This window comes from Nocardia sp. BMG51109, from assembly GCF_000526215.1.
Lineage (GTDB): Bacteria > Actinomycetota > Actinomycetes > Mycobacteriales > Mycobacteriaceae > Nocardia.
In genome coordinates this window covers 3,581,189-3,598,799 of record NZ_JAFQ01000004.1, presented here as the reverse complement: position 1 = coordinate 3,598,799, position 17,611 = coordinate 3,581,189, and the positions used below count along the sequence as shown (strand labels likewise).

Annotated in this window: 22 protein-coding genes; 9 read left to right on the top strand and 13 right to left on the bottom strand. The window is 69.7% G+C overall.

Annotated elements, in window-relative coordinates; all coding sequences use genetic code 11:
• The first annotated feature begins 42 nt into the window (after window positions 1–42).
• Together D892_RS0117925 and D892_RS0117920 are read left to right on the top strand one after the other, a co-directional pair.
• On the top strand, window positions 43–423 hold the full coding sequence (locus tag D892_RS0117925; RefSeq protein WP_024802569.1) for a hypothetical protein: 381 nt from the start codon (window positions 43–45) through the stop codon (window positions 421–423).
• A 93-nt stretch (window positions 424–516) separates the two neighbouring features.
• A complete protein-coding gene (locus D892_RS0117920) occupies window positions 517–882 on the top strand; it encodes an ACT domain-containing protein (protein ID WP_024802568.1) in 366 nt (121 codons plus the stop codon).
• Between the two features lie 3 nt (window positions 883–885).
• On the opposite strand, the gene D892_RS0117915 is transcribed toward D892_RS0117920, so the two are convergent.
• Genes D892_RS0117915 through D892_RS0117905 form a run of 3 tightly spaced genes read right to left on the bottom strand, consistent with a single transcriptional unit; the run spans window position 886 to window position 2,375 of the window.
• Window positions 886–1,140, bottom strand: a complete 255-nt coding sequence (locus D892_RS0117915) for an Ada metal-binding domain-containing protein (protein ID WP_024802567.1) — start codon at window positions 1,138–1,140, stop codon at window positions 886–888.
• Window positions 1,141–1,158: 18 nt separating this feature from the next.
• On the bottom strand, window positions 1,159–1,869 hold the full coding sequence (locus tag D892_RS0117910) for a 2OG-Fe(II) oxygenase (RefSeq protein WP_232236104.1): 711 nt from the start codon (window positions 1,867–1,869) through the stop codon (window positions 1,159–1,161).
• An 11-nt stretch (window positions 1,870–1,880) separates the two neighbouring features.
• Complete coding sequence (locus tag D892_RS0117905; RefSeq protein ID WP_024802565.1) at window positions 1,881–2,375, bottom strand: methylated-DNA--[protein]-cysteine S-methyltransferase; 495 nt, start codon at window positions 2,373–2,375, stop codon at window positions 1,881–1,883.
• 235 nt (window positions 2,376–2,610) lie between these two features.
• Here D892_RS0117905 and D892_RS0117900 point away from each other — a divergent pair, with 235 nt between their 5' ends.
• Complete coding sequence (locus tag D892_RS0117900) at window positions 2,611–3,213, top strand: short chain dehydrogenase (protein ID WP_024802564.1); 603 nt, start codon at window positions 2,611–2,613, stop codon at window positions 3,211–3,213.
• A gap of 78 nt (window positions 3,214–3,291) precedes the next feature.
• On the opposite strand, the gene D892_RS0117895 is transcribed toward D892_RS0117900, so the two are convergent.
• Window positions 3,292–4,764 carry an NAD(P)/FAD-dependent oxidoreductase gene (locus D892_RS0117895; RefSeq protein ID WP_024802563.1) on the bottom strand — a complete coding sequence of 491 codons (1,473 nt, stop codon included), beginning with the start codon at window positions 4,762–4,764 and terminating at the stop codon, window positions 3,292–3,294.
• Between the two features lie 69 nt (window positions 4,765–4,833).
• Here D892_RS0117895 and D892_RS0117890 point away from each other — a divergent pair, with 69 nt between their 5' ends.
• Window positions 4,834–5,859 (top strand): AraC family transcriptional regulator, encoded by a 1,026-nt coding sequence (locus tag D892_RS0117890; protein WP_024802562.1) that lies wholly within the window; start codon window positions 4,834–4,836, stop codon window positions 5,857–5,859.
• Here the strand turns inward: D892_RS0117890 and D892_RS0117885 are convergent.
• Together D892_RS0117885 and D892_RS0117880 are read right to left on the bottom strand one after the other, a co-directional pair.
• Window positions 5,832–6,065: a hypothetical protein gene (locus D892_RS0117885; RefSeq protein ID WP_156959551.1), complete on the bottom strand. Its 234-nt coding sequence runs from the start codon at window positions 6,063–6,065 to the stop codon at window positions 5,832–5,834. The genes D892_RS0117890 and D892_RS0117885 overlap by 28 nt on opposite strands.
• A gap of 110 nt (window positions 6,066–6,175) precedes the next feature.
• A complete protein-coding gene (locus D892_RS0117880; RefSeq protein WP_024802560.1) occupies window positions 6,176–6,643 on the bottom strand; it encodes a nuclear transport factor 2 family protein in 468 nt (155 codons plus the stop codon).
• Between the two features lie 383 nt (window positions 6,644–7,026).
• Here D892_RS0117880 and ctaD point away from each other — a divergent pair, with 383 nt between their 5' ends.
• Both ctaD and D892_RS0117870 read left to right on the top strand, forming a co-directional pair.
• Entirely contained in the window at window positions 7,027–8,766 is a 1,740-nt protein-coding gene (gene ctaD, locus D892_RS0117875; RefSeq protein ID WP_024802559.1) for a cytochrome c oxidase subunit I, read from the top strand.
• Between the two features lie 238 nt (window positions 8,767–9,004).
• Window positions 9,005–9,526 (top strand): hypothetical protein, encoded by a 522-nt coding sequence (locus D892_RS0117870; protein ID WP_024802558.1) that lies wholly within the window; start codon window positions 9,005–9,007, stop codon window positions 9,524–9,526.
• 90 nt (window positions 9,527–9,616) lie between these two features.
• On the opposite strand, the gene yidC is transcribed toward D892_RS0117870, so the two are convergent.
• Both yidC and D892_RS0117860 read right to left on the bottom strand, forming a co-directional pair.
• The gene (gene yidC, locus D892_RS0117865; RefSeq protein ID WP_024802557.1) at window positions 9,617–10,462 is read right to left on the bottom strand and encodes a membrane protein insertase YidC; all 846 of its coding nucleotides are present in this window, start codon (window positions 10,460–10,462) and stop codon (window positions 9,617–9,619) included.
• A gap of 86 nt (window positions 10,463–10,548) precedes the next feature.
• Window positions 10,549–10,845 carry a DUF6412 domain-containing protein gene (locus tag D892_RS0117860; RefSeq protein ID WP_024802556.1) on the bottom strand — a complete coding sequence of 99 codons (297 nt, stop codon included), beginning with the start codon at window positions 10,843–10,845 and terminating at the stop codon, window positions 10,549–10,551.
• Between the two features lie 287 nt (window positions 10,846–11,132).
• On the opposite strand from D892_RS0117860, the gene D892_RS0117855 reads away from it, so the two are divergent.
• Complete coding sequence (locus D892_RS0117855; protein ID WP_024802555.1) at window positions 11,133–11,384, top strand: hypothetical protein; 252 nt, start codon at window positions 11,133–11,135, stop codon at window positions 11,382–11,384.
• 40 nt (window positions 11,385–11,424) lie between these two features.
• Here D892_RS0117855 and D892_RS0117850 read toward each other — a convergent pair whose 3' ends face one another.
• Window positions 11,425–12,387 (bottom strand): DUF389 domain-containing protein, encoded by a 963-nt coding sequence (locus D892_RS0117850; protein WP_024802554.1) that lies wholly within the window; start codon window positions 12,385–12,387, stop codon window positions 11,425–11,427.
• 338 nt (window positions 12,388–12,725) lie between these two features.
• Window positions 12,726–13,619, bottom strand: coding sequence for a LysR substrate-binding domain-containing protein (locus D892_RS0117845; RefSeq protein ID WP_024802553.1), 894 nt, complete (start codon window positions 13,617–13,619; stop codon window positions 12,726–12,728).
• A gap of 69 nt (window positions 13,620–13,688) precedes the next feature.
• On the opposite strand from D892_RS0117845, the gene D892_RS0117840 reads away from it, so the two are divergent.
• Window positions 13,689–14,195, top strand: coding sequence for a GNAT family N-acetyltransferase (locus D892_RS0117840; RefSeq protein ID WP_198036915.1), 507 nt, complete (start codon window positions 13,689–13,691; stop codon window positions 14,193–14,195).
• Here the strand turns inward: D892_RS0117840 and D892_RS0117835 are convergent.
• The 3 genes from D892_RS0117835 to D892_RS0117825 form a co-directional block, all read right to left on the bottom strand.
• A complete protein-coding gene (locus D892_RS0117835) occupies window positions 14,173–14,982 on the bottom strand; it encodes an alpha/beta fold hydrolase (RefSeq protein ID WP_024802551.1) in 810 nt (269 codons plus the stop codon). The genes D892_RS0117840 and D892_RS0117835 overlap by 23 nt on opposite strands.
• A gap of 152 nt (window positions 14,983–15,134) precedes the next feature.
• Window positions 15,135–16,070 carry a phosphotransferase family protein gene (locus tag D892_RS0117830; protein ID WP_024802550.1) on the bottom strand — a complete coding sequence of 312 codons (936 nt, stop codon included), beginning with the start codon at window positions 16,068–16,070 and terminating at the stop codon, window positions 15,135–15,137.
• 55 nt (window positions 16,071–16,125) lie between these two features.
• Window positions 16,126–16,770 (bottom strand): class I SAM-dependent methyltransferase, encoded by a 645-nt coding sequence (locus D892_RS0117825; RefSeq protein ID WP_024802549.1) that lies wholly within the window; start codon window positions 16,768–16,770, stop codon window positions 16,126–16,128.
• 119 nt (window positions 16,771–16,889) lie between these two features.
• On the opposite strand from D892_RS0117825, the gene D892_RS0117820 reads away from it, so the two are divergent.
• Window positions 16,890–17,606, top strand: coding sequence for a VIT family protein (locus D892_RS0117820; RefSeq protein WP_024802548.1), 717 nt, complete (start codon window positions 16,890–16,892; stop codon window positions 17,604–17,606).
• Window positions 17,607–17,611: the final 5 nt, after the last annotated feature.

Here is a 17,611-nt window from a genome sequence, read left to right as displayed (position 1 = left end):
CGAATACAATCTCCGGGACCGACTCGGAAGGGATCCGCAGTTATGGACGCGGTCGTCACGGAAGTCGCCGTAGAAGGTAAGCGGCTCATCGATGAGGCATGGCTGGGCCGGATCAGCCGCGACCAGGCCGTGCACAGGTTCGTGCAGGTCGGCGATGGTCTGGTGGAGCCGGATACGGCCGAGGACATCGTCGATGACGGCCTGGCCTGGCTGGATTCGCACGCCACGCGGCTGCGCCTGGTGCGCTGGTGCGCGCTGCTGGAACCGCCGGTATTCGGCGGGCTGGCCATCGTCGGCGTGGTGACCGGCGACTATCTGGCGGCGGGTATCGCGGTGGCGCTACTGGCGGCGCTGCAATACCTGCACCGGCGGTTCGCCCCGCACGCCGCCCCGATCCGGCGCCGCGCACGCGCCCGTCGCTGAGCGAGATCCCGCGGCCGGTCGGCATTTTCGCAGCTCTCGCAGGGTAGCGACGGCATGCGCGGCCGTCGCGGGTGCGCTGAATATCATGGCGCAATGACCAAGTCCCAGCGTCTGCACATCGTCCCGTCCCGGTTCGCGGTGGAGCATCTGCCCGCCGCGACATTTCCCGAGGACGACGAGTGGATCGCGCTGGTGCGCGCGCCCGAGGGGCTGACCCTGGTGCGCGAGGCGCCGCCGTGGGAGCAGGGCGACGTGTGGGTGGGTTTCTACGCGGGAACCGGCGGGCCCGGGCTCGACGATTCGCAGGCGCTGGCCGCGCTCGTGAATCCCCTGGCGGACGCCTCGATTCCGGTCTTCGCGGCCTCCACTTACCACGCCGACCTCGTGCTGGTGCCGGAGCGGCGGCAGGAGGAGGCCGCCGCCGCACTGCGGGAGGCCGGGCACGACATCACGGAGTAGCGCTCATCCTCGCGCGCTCTTCCACGCGAGATACTCCGCCCGCAGGCACACCGCACACGGCCGGTATCCGGCGGCGACGGCGGTCCGCTCGTCGGCGAAGAAGACCCGATGGGCCGCATACGGCCCACGCGACAAGGCCCGCAGCGCGGCCGGGCAATCGAGCCGCCCGTAGATCCGCAACCGCCGATGCCCGCCCAGCGCGCCGGGAACCGCACTGCGATAAGGCTTTCCGTCCGCGCCGAGCAGCGTGTACGTCAAGGGACTCGCTCCTCGACGCTAGGCATCGTGGAAGACGAGGCCGAGGGTGTGGCGCTGTCCGGAGCGGACGACGCTGACGCCGTGCCGCATCGGGGCGGCGGACCAGCCCCGGGCGCCGCGCACCGGGCGTTCGCGAGTGGTGAAGATCAGGCCGTGGCCCTGGGGCAGGGTGGCCGCCGCACCGCGGGACTGGGCGCGGGGGCGCTGCTCGACCAGGAGGAATTCGCCGCCCGTGTAGTCAGCGCCCGGCACGTCCAGACCGATGACGACCTGTAGCGGAAAGACCATGTCGCCGAACAGGTCACGGTGTAATGCATTCCAGTCGCCGGGGCCGTAGCGCAACAGGATCTGCGCCGACCGGGACTGTCCGGCCTGATGGCACTGGGCAATCCAGTCGTCCAGCCGCTGCGGCCACGATCCGGGGCGACCGAGCCGCCCGGCCCAATCCCGCGCGATGGGAAGCAGTTCCGGATAGAACGCCGCCCGCAGCTCGCGCACGATATCCGGCAGGTCGTGGGTGAAGTAGCGGTACTCACCGGAACCGAAGCGGTGCCGCGCCATATCGACGGTGCTGCGGAACCGCTCCTCGCGGTCGTACAGCGCGGCGATCGACCCGCATTCGGCGGCGGTCAGCAGCGGACCGGTCAGCGCGTGGCCGTGCTGGTCGAGTTCGTCGGCCAGCACGGCCCACTCCTGTTGGGCTACGCGGTCGGCCGGCTTCGCCGGCATTCCGGTCGCCATCATGCCGCCCGGCGCGCCCGTTCCAGTTCCAGCAACTGTTGCTTACGCCACACGCCCCCGGCATAGCCGGTGAGCGAGCCGTCGGCGCCGAGGACGCGATGGCACGGCCGCACGATCAGCAGCGGATTCGCCCCGATCGCCGTGCCCACCGCGCGCACCGCCGCCCGCGACGCCCCGATCCGGGCAGCGATCTCGCCGTAGGTCGCGGTGGCGCCGTAGGGGATCTGCTCCAGCGCCTGCCACACCCGGCGCTGAAAATCGCTGCCGCCACCGGCGAATTCGATATCGAAGCCGGTGCGCTCGCCGTCGAAGTAGTCGCGCAGCTGCGCGATCACCGCGGCGAACGGCGCCGGGTCCGAGATCCACTCGTCCTGCACCGCAACGCCTTTTCCGCCGTTCATGGACAGCCCGGTGAGCAGTACGCCGTCCCCCGCCGGCTCGCCGGCCAGCACCAGCTCGCCGAGTGGGCTGTCGATCGTCGTATACACGGTCATCGAGTTTCCTTTCCTGTTTCGCGGTGTTCCACGCTCCAATCTGCCCGCGCAACCTCCCCGATACCGGCGGAAATCGGACACCTCATTAGGGGGTCGTACGGACACGATTGCGCTGGTCCAGGCGCGGCGAACCGGGCGGCGACCGGATCGGCACGCCCGGCAACGACATTGAGGAATACCGTCGTAGGACGCTGCCGTTGCGCTAACCACCATCATCCTGCTAGCAAGGGGATCCATGCGGATCATCGTGATCGGTGCGACGGGAACGATCGGGGCGGCAGTCGCGGCGCAATTGGAACGCGCCCACGAGGTCGTCCGGGCATCCCGCCGCGGCCCGATACATGTCGACCTCGACGACCCGGCCTCGATCGACCGGCTTTTCGTGACCGTGCCCGACGTGGACGCGGTAATCTCCTGCGCCGCAAGCGGAAAACTCACGCCACTGGATTCCGACGACGACTTCTACCGCGGCATCCAGGGCAAGCTGTTCGGGCAGGTGCTGTTGGCGCGGACCGCCCTGCGGCGGCTGCGCGACGGCGGCTCGATCACCCTGACCTCGGGCGTCTTCGAGCGCGCGGAGCGCGGCATGGCGTTCGGCGCGCTGGCGAACGGCGGCCTGGAGGCCTTCGTCGGGGCCGCCGCGGTGGAGATGCCCCGCGGCATCCGGGTCAACGCCGTCAGCCCCGGCTGGGTGGCCGAGACGCTGGAATCGACGGGCCGCGACGGTGCAGACGGCACCCCGGTCGAGGATGTCGCCCGCGCGTATGTCGAGGCCGTGCAGGGCTTCCGGCAGGGACAGATACTGCGACCGAGCCGGGCCGGGGTGCTGGTGGTCTGAACCGGGTTCGCTCTCCCGCCGAACCCGGACCCGAGTGGTTTCGGGCCCGGATCGACACCGCGTCGCCGGGCCGACCCCTCAGACGCGCTCGAGTTCGCGCGTCGGATGTACCGGCTTCAGCGTCTTGTCCAGGTTGGTTCGCATGGTCGTGGCGGCGTCGAGCAGGTAGTTCTGTCGCACCCGCCACGGATGCCGGTCGCCCTGGCGGGGGAACTCGCCGACCGACCGCTGGATGTAGCCCGAGGCGAGGTCCAGCAGCGGGCGCTCGGTGAGGGCGCCCTGCGGTTCGGGGACGACGGCCCGGTAGCCGCGCCGGTCCAGATGCGCCAACACCTTGCAGACCAGCCGCGAGCTGAGGTCGGCGCGCAGCGTCCAGGAGGCGTTGGTGTAGCCGATGCAGACGGCGAAGTTCGGGACGCCGGTGAGCATGGTGCCCTGCCAGACGAACTGATCGGTCATATCCACCGACCGGCCGTCCACGGTCAGCGACATTCCGCCGAAGACCAGCAGCTTCAGCCCCGTCGCCGACACCACCACATCGGCCTCCAGCACCCGCCCGGACCGCAGCCGGATCCCTTCGGGCACAAAGGTTTCGATGGTGTCGGTGACGACCTCGGCCGTCCCCTTCTTCACGGCCCGGAAGAAGTCGGCGTCGGGCGCGGCGCACAACCGCTGATCCCACGGCTCGTAGGTGGGCGTGAAGTGCTCGGCGACGAGCCGCTCGTCCTTCAGAATGCGAGTGGACAGACCGGTGAGCAGCTTGCGCGCCTTCTCCGGCCGCCGCCGGCAGTACTGGTAGAAACCCACGCTGAACAGGATGTTCTTGGCGCGGATGAGCCGATGCGCCGGTTTCGGCGGAAGCAGGTCGCGGATCCGGTCGGCGTACTTGTCCCGGCCCGGCACCGCGGAGATCCAGCTCGGCGAGCGCTGCAACATGGTGACGTGCCCGGCCTGCTCCGCCATGGACGGCACCAGCGTCACGGCCGTCGCTCCGCTGCCGATCACGACCACCCGCTTACCGGCGTGGTCGAGATCCTCCGGCCAGAACTGCGGGTACACCAGCTGTCCCGAAAACGATTCGAGGCCCGGGAATTCCGGGGCGTGACCCTGGTCGTAGTCGTAGTAGCCGGCGCAGCAGTACAGGAATCCACATGTCAGGGTGCGCGTTTCGCCGCCCTGCTGGATGGTGAGCGTCCAGCGGGCCTCCTCGCTCGACCAGTCGGCTCCGATCACCTTGGTGCCGTACCGGATTCGCTCATCGATGCCGTACTGCTCCGCGGTCTCGGTGATGTAGCGCAGGATCGACGGACCGTCGGCGATCGACTTGGCATCGCGCCAGGGCTTGAACGGATAACCCAGGGTGAACATGTCGGAGTCCGAGCGGACCCCGGGGTAGCGGAACAGGTCCCACGTTCCGCCCAGCGCCTCGCGCGCCTCGAGGAGTGCGTAGCTGCGGCCGGGGTGTTCGGTCTGCAGCCGGTAGGCGGCGCCGATGCCCGACAGGCCCGCGCCCACGATGACGACATCGAGATGTTCTCCAGCCACAGTCATGCCTCCAGTGTGCGGTTCCGGGCCGTCCGCTTCTTGACTTTTCACGACAACTATTTAACTCTAGGCGACATGTCGGTCATACGGTCGGCGGGCCTGCGGGGCTTCCGCGCCACGGTAGCCGAGCTGGGCGGCGACGCGGAGGAGTTCGCGGTCGCGGCCGGGCTGCCCGTCGCCGCGCTGGACACCGACGATCTGCTGGTGCCCGACGAGGCCATGGCGATGGTGCTGGAGATCGCGGCCCACCGGCTGCGCTGCCCGGACCTCGGGCTGCGGATCGCCACGCGGCAGGATCTCGGCATGCTCGGCCCGCTGGCGCTGGCCATCCGCAGCTCCCCCACCCTGGCCGACGCGCTCGACTGCACGTCGCGCTACCTGTTCGTGCACGCCGAGTCGCTGAGCCTGGCTCGGGAGCCCGACCCGTACGGCGACCGTGGCGTCACGGCGCTGCACTACGGCGTGGGTCCGGGGCTGCCGACCCCGGTCCAGGGCACCGATCTCGGACTGGGGTTTCTGCACCGGGCGTTGTACCGGCTGGTGGACGGGCCGTACGGCCTGCGCACCGTCGAACTGCCCTACCGGCCCCCCGCGGCCCGCGCGGTGTACGAGGAATTCTTCGGCGCCCCGGTGCGTTTCGAGCGCCCGGCCGCGGTCCTGCGGGTGCCGAGCAGCCTCACCACCCGGGCGGTGGCCGGCGGCGACGAGACGCTGCGCCGGCTGGCGCTGGCATTCCTGGCCGAGCAGTCCGCCGGCGCGGGCGCGAGCGTCGAGCCGAAGGTGCGCGCCGCGGTACGCCAGTTGCTGGGCACCGCCACACCCGAAATATCCACTGTTGCAAGGCTTCTCACGATGCATCCGCGCACGCTGCAACGCCGCCTCGCGGCCGAGGGCACGTCGTTCGCCGCCGTCCTCGACGACGTCCGGCGCACCGAGGCCCGGCGCTACCTCACCGCCACCGATCTCCCCATGACCCAGATCGCCCGCCTGCTGGGACTTTCCGAGCAGTCCGCACTCACGCGAGCCACCCGCCGCTGGTTCCACGCCACCCCCTCCACCCTTCGCCGGACTCATCAAGCGGCGCAGGGGAATTCGTGGTGATCCGCGCTGCGCACCGGAGTGGCAGCGATACACCTTCGAATAGCGGGAGTGTTGTTCGGGTCGCGTTCCGTAGCGCGCGGATTCCCGGCGATCGCTTCCGGTTCGGGGATGCCGGTGTCGTCGGTCGATCGCGCCGACAGCAGTGCCGCCACCGGCATCTCGTAGGCGTAGTGGCTGCCCGAACCGCCGCCGGAGACGAACAGCATCCGTCCGGTGGTGACCGCGAGCAGCCCGCGCCCGCCACACACCGGTCGCCGCGGCCGGGTGCTGCCAGGAAGTCGATGCGGCGGCCCGGCGGCTTCCGGCGGCTCGACCGTCAAGGGGCGGCGGGCGCCCAGCGGTTGGCGGTGAGCGTGACACCCGACAGCGGCATCGTGGCCTCGTACAGGCGCTCGTATCCGGTGTGGGCGATGCGCCACCGGCCGTCGTCCTTGCGGTAGCGGTCGCGGTAGTAGGCGGCGCCGCGGATCATCACGTCGAAGTCCGGCACGATCACCGTGTCCTCGAGACACCAGCTGCCGGTGGCCGTTTCGCCGTCCACCTCGATGTCGGGGTGGCTGCACACGTGCACGGTGATGATGTTGCCGTTCAGCGCCGAACGCATGTAGCCGACGATCTCGGCGCTGCCGGTGAACCGCAGCGGGCCGCCGCCGGACGGCGATCCGTAGTCCCCGGTGGCGTCCTCGGTCAGCGTGCCGGCGAACTCGTCCCACTGCTTCAGGTCCAGCGACCGCAGGTAGCGGTACTTCAGCGCCCGTATCTCCTCCAGCGCGTGCGTGTCCATCCGCGGCCACCTCCTCGTATCGACCCGCAGCCACTGTAGAACACGTTCTTGTTTTGTTCGATGAGTTTCGCCCGCGGGCGCCCGTGGAAGGTCGGGACCAGCGTGGATCGTCGTCGGCGATCGGGACGCGCCGTAGGGGTCCGGCCCGGGACCGGGTCATTGGCGAATCGGTGGCTACATCTTCACCGGGCGGCTCGACGGCCGTGCGACGCGCCGTCGAGGTGGCACAGCCGTTCCGAACGGCCGGAATCCACCGCATCCCCGCGCAGCGATGGCGGCGACCCGATCCGGCGAATACCGGGCGACCATAGCGACGACGATTACGGCCCAATTGATCTTGCTGCGGTGCCACACTGCGAGGAGGTTGGGCTCGAGGAGGATCTGTGACCACAGCACCGTCTCGCGGCGCCGCCGAGATCGAAGCCGTCAGGCCCTATCCCCGGCGGATCGCCCCGAAGGGTTCCTATATCTGGAACATCGTCACCACCACCGACCCCAAGTTGCTCGGGGTCATGTACATCGTCACCTCGGTGGCGTTCTTCCTCGTCGGCGGGCTGATGGCGCTGTTGATGCGCACCGAGCTGGCGCGGCCGGGACTGCAATTCCTGTCGGGTGAACAGTTCAACCAACTGTTCACCATGCACGGCACCATCATGCTGCTGTTCTACGCGACCCCGATCGTATTCGGCTTCGCGAATTGCGTACTGCCACTACAGATCGGCTCGCCGGACGTGGCGTTCCCGCGACTGAACGCGCTGAGCTACTGGCTGTATCTGTTCGGCGCCACGATGGCGACCGCCGGCTTCCTCACCCCCGGCGGCGCGGCCGATTTCGGCTGGACGGCCTATGTGCCGCTGAGCGTGGCCGAGCACGCGCCCACCGTCGGCGGGGATCTGTGGATCATGGGCGTGGCGGTGTCGGGGCTCGGCACCATCCTCGGCGGCGTCAACATGGTCACCACCGTGGTATGCCTGCGCTGCCCGGGCATGACCATGTTCCGGATGCCGATCTTCACCTGGAACATCCTGGTGACGAGCATCCTTGTGCTGCTGGCCTTTCCGATTCTGACGGCGGCGCTGATGGCGCTCCTGCTGGACCGGCACCTGGGCGCGCACATCTACGATCCGGCCAACGGCGGGGCGATCCTCTACCAGCACCTGTTCTGGTTCTTCGGCCATCCCGAGGTCTACATCGTGGCGCTGCCGTTCTTCGGGATCATCACGGAGATCATTCCGGTGTTCAGCCGCAAGCCCGTATTCGGTTACACCACATTGGTTTACGCGACGCTGTCCATCGCGGCGCTGTCGATGGCGGTGTGGGCGCACCACATGTTCGCCACGGGAGCGGTGCTGCTGCCGTTCTTCTCGCTGATGACCTTCCTGATCGCCGTGCCGACGGGGGTGAAGTTCTTCAACTGGATCGGCACCATGTGGAAGGGGCAGCTGACGTTCGAGACGCCGATGCTGTGGGCGCTCGGGTTCATCACCACCTTCCTGTTCGGCGGCCTGTCGGGGGTCATCCTGGCCAGCCCGCCGCTGGACTTCCACGTCTCCGACAGCTATTTCGTGGTCGCGCACTTCCACTACGTGCTGTTCGGCACGATCGTGTTCGCGACCTTCGGCGGCATCTACTTCTGGTTCCCGAAGATGACCGGGCGTTTCCTGGACGAGCGGCTGGGCCGAATCCACTTCTGGTCCACGTTCTTCGGTTTCCACCTGACCTTCCTGGTCCAGCACTGGCTGGGCGCGGAGGGGATGCCGCGCCGCTACGCCGACTACCTGCCGACCGACGGGTTCACGACGCTGAACGTGATCTCCACGGTCGGCTCGTTCGTGCTCGGGTTCTCGATGGTCACGTTCGCCTGGAACGTCTTCAAGAGCTACCGCTACGGCGAGGTGGTGACCGCGGACGATCCGTGGGGGCACGGCAATTCGCTGGAATGGGCCACCACCTGCCCGCCGCCGCGGCACAACTTCTTCGAACTGCCACGGATCCGCTCCGAGCGACCGGCCTTCGAGCTGCACTACCCGCACATGGTGGAGCGCATGCGGGCGGAGGCGAGTGCCGGCTGGGGTCGCCGCGAGGCCGCGCCGGTGAGCGAGGCCGCGGAGTCGACGCACTGACGATCCCGTCACCGAGGCGCCGTCCGCTTGCCCGTGTTCGGGCCGAGGGGCCCGCCGACCGGACGTACGTCGTTATCCGACGGTGCCGACCCGGACGATCCCGGGGCCGGGCCGAGGGCACGACACCGTGGCCGCCGGCGCGGCAAAACTTGTCGTACCCCTCCGGCATACTTGTTCTCGTCGGACGCCGATCAGGTTGCAACGCAAGGTAAACCGCAACCCGAGGAAAGGCGTACTCATGGCCGAGTTCTACTCGTCGACGTCCGACAACCGCGCCGGCGATCGGCTGGCCGCCGAGATCGAGCGGCACCGGGAGCTGCTGGCCGGCCCCGTCGCGGACCATTGGCGACGGGTGGACCTGCGGATCCGGTTCGCCGATCCGTCGGTGCAACACCTGCTGGTGAAGCAGGCCGAGCGGCTCCTCGACGGTCTGATGATCGACGCCGAGCGGCACCGCGATCTCGACGTGGACGCCTACCTGGCCGTGCGCGACGGGGTGCCGGTGCGCTACGACGCGCGGCGTCGGCGATTCGTCGCCGAGCGGGGCGGCCGGGAGATCGTGATCCGCCCCGACGGTCAGGAGCGGCGGCTGGGCATCATCGCCCGGCTGGCCGCGAGCGGCGTCGATGTGGACCAGATCCTCACCGTCGCCGCGGTGGTGGTCGCCCACCCCGGGTTCCCGGGCGCGGCGGCCGCCCGGGGCCCACGCCGTGACGACCCGTTCCGCCAGGCCCACAGCCGGGCCACCACGAGCAGGTGAGCTGGGCTGGGCACGGGTATTCCGTGCCCAGCCGCAGTACTTCGTTCCGGCGCGCTTCCGGCCGGAATCCATGCCAACCACCGGATTCGCTCAGTCGGCCCCGTTCTCGCGGCGCTCCGACGGCGCGGCCGGCAGCGGCTCCGAACGCCGGTGCACCACGTACTGCTGCACGAAGGTCCAGGTGTTGCTGGTGGCGAAGTACACCAGGATGCCCAGCGGCATGATCAGGCCGGCCGCGGCGGTGAAGAGCGGCAGCACCCACAGCGTCATCCAGTTGATCATCCTGGTCTGCGGCGTCGTCTCGAGCTGACGCGCGATCGATGCCCGGGCCGTGCCGTGGGTGGCGAGGGCGCCGATCAGCACCAGCGGAATCGCCACGGCCACAAAGGAGGCCAGCGCCGAACCCGACGTGGCCAGGGTCGCGGTCAGCGGGGTGCCGAGCAGCTCGGCGTCCAGGAACGACCGCACCTGTTCCGGCGAGAACAGGTAGTTGGCCGTGTTGGCGTTGTCGGCGGCGCTCATCGAGGCCGAACTGCCCAGGAACGGCACCTGCGAGACGGGTCCGGTGCGGTCGAACGACCGCAGCACGTGGTAGAGGCCGAGGAACAGCAGCAGCTGCCCGACCACCGGCAGGCACCCGCGCAGCACGCTGAAGTTGTGCTGCTGCTGTAACTTCCGGGTCTCCGCCACCAGTTTCTCGCGGTCGCCGGAGTACTTGGCCTGCAACTCCCGCACCTGCGGTTGCAGTACCGACATGGTCCGGGAGAACCGCACCTGCGCCAGGAACGGCCGCACCAGCAGTGCCCGGACGGTGACGACGAGAAAAACGATCGCCAGCACCCAGGCCGGGCCGCTGCCCGCGCCGAGCAGGGCGGCGAATCCGGTGTGCCACAACCACAGCACGGCGGACACCGGGTAGTACACGAAATCGAGCATGGGAGAACACCTCACGGTGTGGCGCCCGCGCACGGGCGAAAGGGAAACAGGGTCAGCGAAACTGCCGACCACGTCCTACGACGCGGTCAGGCTCCGCTACCCGGCGCCCTGGGCCGCACCCGACCGGCGGCATCCGGATTGCTCTGGCGCAGAAACGATCCCCGGCGCCGCCGCTGCGCGGATGCCGGCGGCCCGGCGTGCACGACCACGGGCAGCAGCGTGGCCCGCGCGGTCTGTGCCGCCACCACGGCCAGCGCCACCGCCGCCACGGCGCCTACGGCCACGAGCGAATTCGGCTCACTCACCGGCATCGCGAGCACGGCCCACCCGGACACGACGAGCGCGCACACCAGCAGCGCCGCCGACCGCATCCGAGTGATCACGCTCCCGAGCGTACCGGGTCACCGCCCGGGTGACGGGCGCCACGCGAACGCGATTCCGCGCGGATCGCAAATGATTCGCACCGGGGCCAGGCGATATCGGCCGGAATCACCCGGGTCGCATTGTGGGACTTTAGTCCCTAATTTTCCGAAACCCGGCCGCCCTACTGGCGTCACGCCAGTCCGTAGCGTCACTATCGTGTAGCGCGACGGTCTCCGATCGGGGGGAGACGCTCACCCCGAGCCACCATCGGGTCGCGCCGAATCTCTTACTCCTGCGGAGGGACACCATGAGCAAGAGACTCCTGGCAGCGCTGATCGCGGCATCCGGCGCGGTGCTGGCGTTCGCGCTCGTCCTCGGGTTCGCGACACCCGCGGCCACCTCGTTCGGCGTGCCGACCTTCCTCGTCGGCGTGGTCTCCAGCGCGCTGGTCGGGGCCGCACTCGGCACGGTGCCGCACGCCATCGCCGCCAAGAAGGTACGCGGGCACTCGGACTCACGCAACGACGCACCCGCGGCCCGGGGCAACGGCCAGGACTGATCCACGCCGTCCACCGGCAGCGGCCGGCCCGCCCCACCGTTCACAACATGCGGCGCGGGCGCAGCATGGCCCTGGCGCGGCGCACCGAGATCCGCGACCACAGGACGTTCTGCAGCGCCAGCGTGCCCCACCCGGCCAGCGCCATCCCGGCGATGTTCACCAGCAGCTGCAACGAACTCTCCGCGATCGCGGACCCGACCCCGAAGGCCGCCCCGAGCGCGATATTGCCCGCGGCCGACACCGTCGTCACCGAAATGAACACGCCCGCAAGGGCGGTCGCCTTCGCCGAGGTCAGTGACAGCACACCGGCCGCCCCCGCGACCAGGGCCACGATGAACGACCACTTGTCCGGTGAGTAGATGAAGGCGGTGCCCGGGCGCGGGCCCACCACGTCGTCGAGGGTGATCCAGCCCAGCGCCCGGCCGATCAGCGCCAGCACCAGCGTGGCGACGATGGCCGCGACGAAGCCCAGCACCAGGGTTCGGATGGCCAGCATGCCCAGCACATAGCGACGCCGCACCAGGGCCACGCCGAGCGCGGCGATCGCGCCGAACTCCGGGCCGAGCACCATCGCACCGATGACGAGCACCTGCGAGTCGCTGATGATGGCGATGCTCGCGATCACCGTCGCGAGGGTCATGAAGCTCAGATAGGTCCAGTTGAGCTCGGTGGCCTCGTAGGAGCGCTGGGCGACATCGGCCCACACGACCGAGTCGGAAGCACTACCCGGACAGCGGATCTCGGCCTCGAACCCGCTCCGCGACAGCCAGGTGGGCACCTGCTGGATCTCGATGCTGCCGCGATGGTGGACGCCCAGTCCGCGCAGCCGGGCGATGATGTCGTTGGCGGCCTCCCGCGCCACGTTCGCCGTGACGACGTCACCGACCGGCCGCAGTGCCGCGCCACGCATCACCGCCAGACCACTCACGCTGTCGTCGCTGTCGAGCGCCTCGAGGACGTCGTCGGTCATGTCGGCGGGCGACATGATTCGGAGGTTGAGCATGGGGACAGTCTGCCGTGCGCGGGCCGGCTCGGCCGAGATCTTTGCCCCGACACCGGGCCCCCGGCAGACGACTCGCCGTACCGCGGCCGATCTCCGCGACAACCACGCCACCGCCGACCTTCGCGACAATCATGCCACCGCCGACCTTTCGCGACGGCGGCGTGCACGGCGCTCGGCCGTCGCGACGACAGGTGCACCGGCCGGGGCGGGCCGACCGGCCGCTTCCTCCTATCGGCCCGCACAAGAACGCGAGCGAACCATCGTGGCATGCCGGGGCGGGGAACGACGGCGTCACCGGCGCTCGGACCGCTACGCTCACCTGCGGTCGAATGCCGCTGCTACACATCATTGTCCGGCAGCAGCGCCAGGAAGTTGTGCACCAGGGCGCGGTCGTCGCCGCTGCGGTGCACGGCGTAAACGGTTGTCGTGGCATCGGTTTCGGCCAAGGGCACGACCCGCACGCTCTGCGGTGCGGTGAATGTCGCGCTGCGCGGTGCGATGGTGACGCCGAGCCCCTCGCCCACCAGATACAGCACCGTGGTCCAGGTGTTGCCCTCCTGCACGATGTTCGGCCGGCAGCCGGCCTCCACCAGCGGGCGCAGGTTCTTGTCGTGGGCGACCGCGCCCGCGGCCCGCGGAAAGAACACCAGCGGATCGCCGGCGAGTTCGGCGCCGCTGAGGGCGGGGCGGTCGGCGAGCGGGTGCTCGACGGGCAGCACCGCCATGAACGGCTCGGTGGCCAGCGGGAACGCGACCGTGCCGGGTTGTTCGTCCGGATCGCGCACGATCGCCAGATCGAGCGCGCCGTGGCCGAGCTGCGCCATCATGTGCGTGGTGTAGCCCTCGACGAGTTCGATCCGGACCAGCGGGTAGCGGTCGCGGAACTGCCGGACGCTGCGCAACGGCTTCAACGGGAGCACCGACGGCACGAATCCGAGATAGAGCTTGCCCTGGCTGCCCCGGCCGATGCGCGCCACCTCGTCGAGATCGCGGCTCGCGTGTCGCAGGATCGTCGCGGCGCGTTCCCGCAGCACCTGCCCCGCCGGCGTGAGCGCGACGCTGCGCGAGGTGCGGTCGAACAGCCTGGTACCCAGCAGCGTCTCCAGCCGCTGGATCTGCTGGGTCAGCGCGGGCTGCGCGATGTGCAGCCGGGCCGCCGCCCGGCCGAAGTGCAACTCCTCGGCTACCGCGAGGAAATAGCGCAGGTGGCGCAGCTCCACTCCCTCGTTCATAAGTTGAACGTATCAATTGGACCTATCATGTATTGGACGTAATGGTTCTGTCGCGGGCAGGCTGGCGTCGTGACCCAGCAGACCGGACCCGTTACCTCCCCCGCCGCCCTCGTCGTCGAGCCGATGTCCGGCCCGGCCGACGCGCGCGCGTTCAAGGAACTCAACGAGGCGTGGATCGTCGAACTGTTCTCCCTGGAACCCGCCGACTCCGCGACCCTGGACGATCCCGAGCACAAGATCATCGCCGAGGGCGGCCAGGTGCTGATCGCCCGCGAGGGCGAGGATGTCGTCGGATGCGTAGCGCTCGTCCCGGAGGGCGACGGCGTGTTCGAGCTGTCCAAGATGGCCGTCGCCCGCGACCGGCGCGGCCGCGGCCTCGGCCGGATCATCCTGCGGGCCGCCGTCGACTACGCTCGCGAGCACGGCGCCACGGCCCTGTTCCTGGGGAGCAACAGCATCCTGAAGGACGCGGTCCACCTGTACGAATCCATCGGCTTCGTGCACGTCCCGCCCGACCGGATCGGCCCGATGCCCTACGACCGCGCCGACGTGTTCATGCGCTACGACCTGGACTGAGGCCGAGTTCGCCGAGGAAGCCGGCCACCGCGCGGGCGACCCCGGCGGGGTCGTCGTCGTGAATCCAGTGCCCGGCGCCGGCGAACTCCACGAGACGGCTACCGGGCCGCCGAGCGATCATCCGAGCGGCCAGTTCGGCGGGCAGTAGCGTGCTGTGCTCGCCACGTAAAACCAATGCGGGACAAGTAGATCCGAGCCACTCTTCCCACCAGTCGCCGACGCCGCCGGCCTGCACGGCCATCATGTCATCCCAGTCGAACAGCAGCCGCCAGCCGCCGTCGGCCGGTTCGGCGCTCTGCATGAAATAGCCTGGATCGGGGACGCCGCGCGACCGGATCGCCTCGGCCAGTTGATTTTTCGTGGACGCTTCGGCGGGCCAGCCACGCACGTCCAGGATCGGACGGGCTATCTCGGGCGGCCGCATCACCGGGCCGACATCCTCGATGACCAACGCCGACACCAGCTCCGGGTGCCGGGCGGCGAGGCGGTAGGCGGTAATTCCGCCGTGTGAATGCCCGAACACCACGACCGGAGCCAGACCCAGGCGCTCGATCACCCCGGCGGCATCGCCGACGAAATCATCGCTCGCGTAACTGTCGGCACGACCGGTGTAACCGTGGCCCCGCTGATCCGGGGCGACGATCCGGGCCCGGCCGGCGAGTTCACGGGCCAGTCCGTCGAATATGCTTGCGCGCCCGAAACTTCCGTGCAGCGCGACCATCGGCCGACCGGCACCGCCGAAGTCGGTGACCGCGATACCGTCCACCGTTACCGTCCGCTCGTTCACCAGACCATCCTGCCGCGCCGGGCAAGCGGTTTTCGCGAGCCCGTGATCACCGCACCTCGGCCGGGTGCGCCCCGATCACCGGCGCGATGCGCGCGACGAGCCGGATTTCCTCGCCGTCGATGTGGTGCGCAAGCGGCCGGTGACCCGATCGGCTACTCCCCCTGGAACTGCTCGAGGGCCTCGGTCAGCACCCGCAGCCGCTCCGCCCGGAACCGCGGGAGGTCCTTCTCGATCGAGTCCAGCACGTCCAGCGCCGGGTCCGCGCAGGCCCAGAAGCGCAGCTTGGTCTCGGTCCGGGAGTCGAGTTCCATTCCGCGGCAATGCTGTACGCGCCCGACGAAATCCCGTCCGGCCTCCGGATACAGGTAGCACAGGTCGTAGTCGGGGTCGGTGATCGCCACGTCGCCGAAGTCGATCAGCCCGCTGATCTCGGAACCCGTGACGAGCAGATGGTCCAGGCTCAGGTCTGCGTGCGCCAGCGTGGGCCGGTTCGTGAAATTCACGTCGTCCCCGAGATAGTCGTCCCAGGCGTTCAGCAGCATCGTCGCCTCCGCCGACGACAGCAGCGGAACCACCTCGGCGCGAACGGATTCCAGATCCTCGGTGAAATCCGCCCGCAGATCCCACAACTCGATGCCCAGCTCGCGAGCTCGGGAGACCGGGAAGGCGTGCACTCCCTCGATCAGCTCGGCGATGCGCCAGGGAACCGCGGGCAGGTCCAGCAGCCCCCGCTCGTGCCACCTCTCCTCGGGCACGGACTCGCCCGGTACCACCGGATAGACACAGAACTCCCCCGGGCCCAACGGATTCGGGGCGGTGAACAGGAATCGTGGTATCGGCACCGGCAGCAGTCCGGCAAGCTCCGGCAGCAGGCGAGCCTCGCGTGCGATCCCCTCGGCCCCGTGCGGATCCTGCGGCAGCCGCAGCACATACGCCCCCTCGGGCCGCTCCAGCAACAGCGCCAGGCTGTCCATGCCCGCGCCGAGCAACCGCAGCTCCCCATCCGCCAGCTCCGGCCGCGGCGAGACGGCCAGCACGGTACGAACGCACTCCTCCCAGCCGTCCGGAAGTTCGACGCTCGCACTCATGTCCACGTCGGGATCCTACGAGAGAAAATCCGCCCGGTGCGGGAGACGAGGGCGCTCAGCTCCCGGACGGCCGCGCGACGAGCAGGTGCGCCGGAACCGGCCGGTGCTCGATGACGCGATCCTCGACGGCGAAGCCCACCCGCTCCAGCTCGCCGATCACGTCCGCGACCGGCCGCAGCCGGAATCCGTAGGCCGTGAACGGCATTCGGGCCATCGCCGCCGGATCACCGATACCGACCACCACGCGACCGCCGGGCCGCACCACGCGGGCCAGCTCGGCGCACGCACGATCCAGCTCGGGCACGAAGTACACGGTGTTCACCGTGATCGCCGCGTCCACGGCGGCATCGGCCAGCGGCAGTTCGGTCAGCGACCCCGTGAGCAGCCGCAACCGCCCGGCGCCGACCTCGGAGACGAAGCGGGACCTGGCCCGCGCCAGCATGTCCGGCGAGATCTCCACGCCGTGCACGGTGCCACCCGCGCCGACCCGATCCAGCAGCAGCGACAGTCCCACGCCGCCACCGAATCCGATATCGGCCGCCGCCGCGCCCGGGGCGACCTCCGCCGCCTCGACGGCACCGGCGACCATGGCCCGGTTTCCGCGATCGAGCATGGCCGCCACGCCCTTACCCAGCAATCCGTGCGGATTGCCCAGCTGCCCGGCGAGAGTGGACATGACCCGAGTGACAATGGGATTCACATCCACGGATACTACCGGCCGGCGTCCGGGCCGGTGAGCAGCGATTCCCCCGGTACCTCCCACACACTCCCGCTCCCGGATCCCCGGAACGCCGACCCCGGGGGCCTAATCTGCTGAACGTGAACGACACCGGGACGCATCCGTCCGAACCGCACGGCCAGGGCCTGATATCGAAGCTGAACTGGCTGCGGGCCGGAGTGCTCGGCGCCAACGACGGCATCGTGTCCACCGCCGGGCTGGTGGTCGGTGTGGCGTCGGCGACCACCAGCACCACGCCGATCCTGGCCGCCGGCGTGGCCGGGCTGGTGGCGGGCGCGATCTCGATGGCGGCGGGCGAATACGTCTCGGTCAGCACCCAGCGCGACACCGAGAAGGCCCTGCTGTCGAAGGAGAAGCGGGAACTCGCCGAGGAACCCGACTACGAACTGGCCGAACTCGCCCAGATCTACCGGGCCAAGGGCCTGTCGCCGGAGACCGCGCACCAGGTCGCCCGGGAGCTCACCGCCCACGACGCATTCGCCGCGCACGCCGAGGCCGAGCTGGGACTGAACCCGAACGAGCTGACGAACCCCTGGCAGGCCGCCGCCTCCTCGGCCGTGGCATTCACCTGCGGCGCCCTGCTGCCGCTGCTGGCCATCCTGCTGCCGCCGCCGTCGTGGCGGGTTCCGGTGACGATCGTGGCCGTGCTGGTCGCGCTGGCCTGCACCGGGTCGATCAGCGCCCGCCTCGGCGGCAGCAACCCGCGCCGCGCCACCGCCCGCGTGGTGATCGGCGGCGCCCTGGCGATGGCCGTCACCTACGGCATCGGCCAGATCCCCGGACTGTCCGGCCACTGATCCGC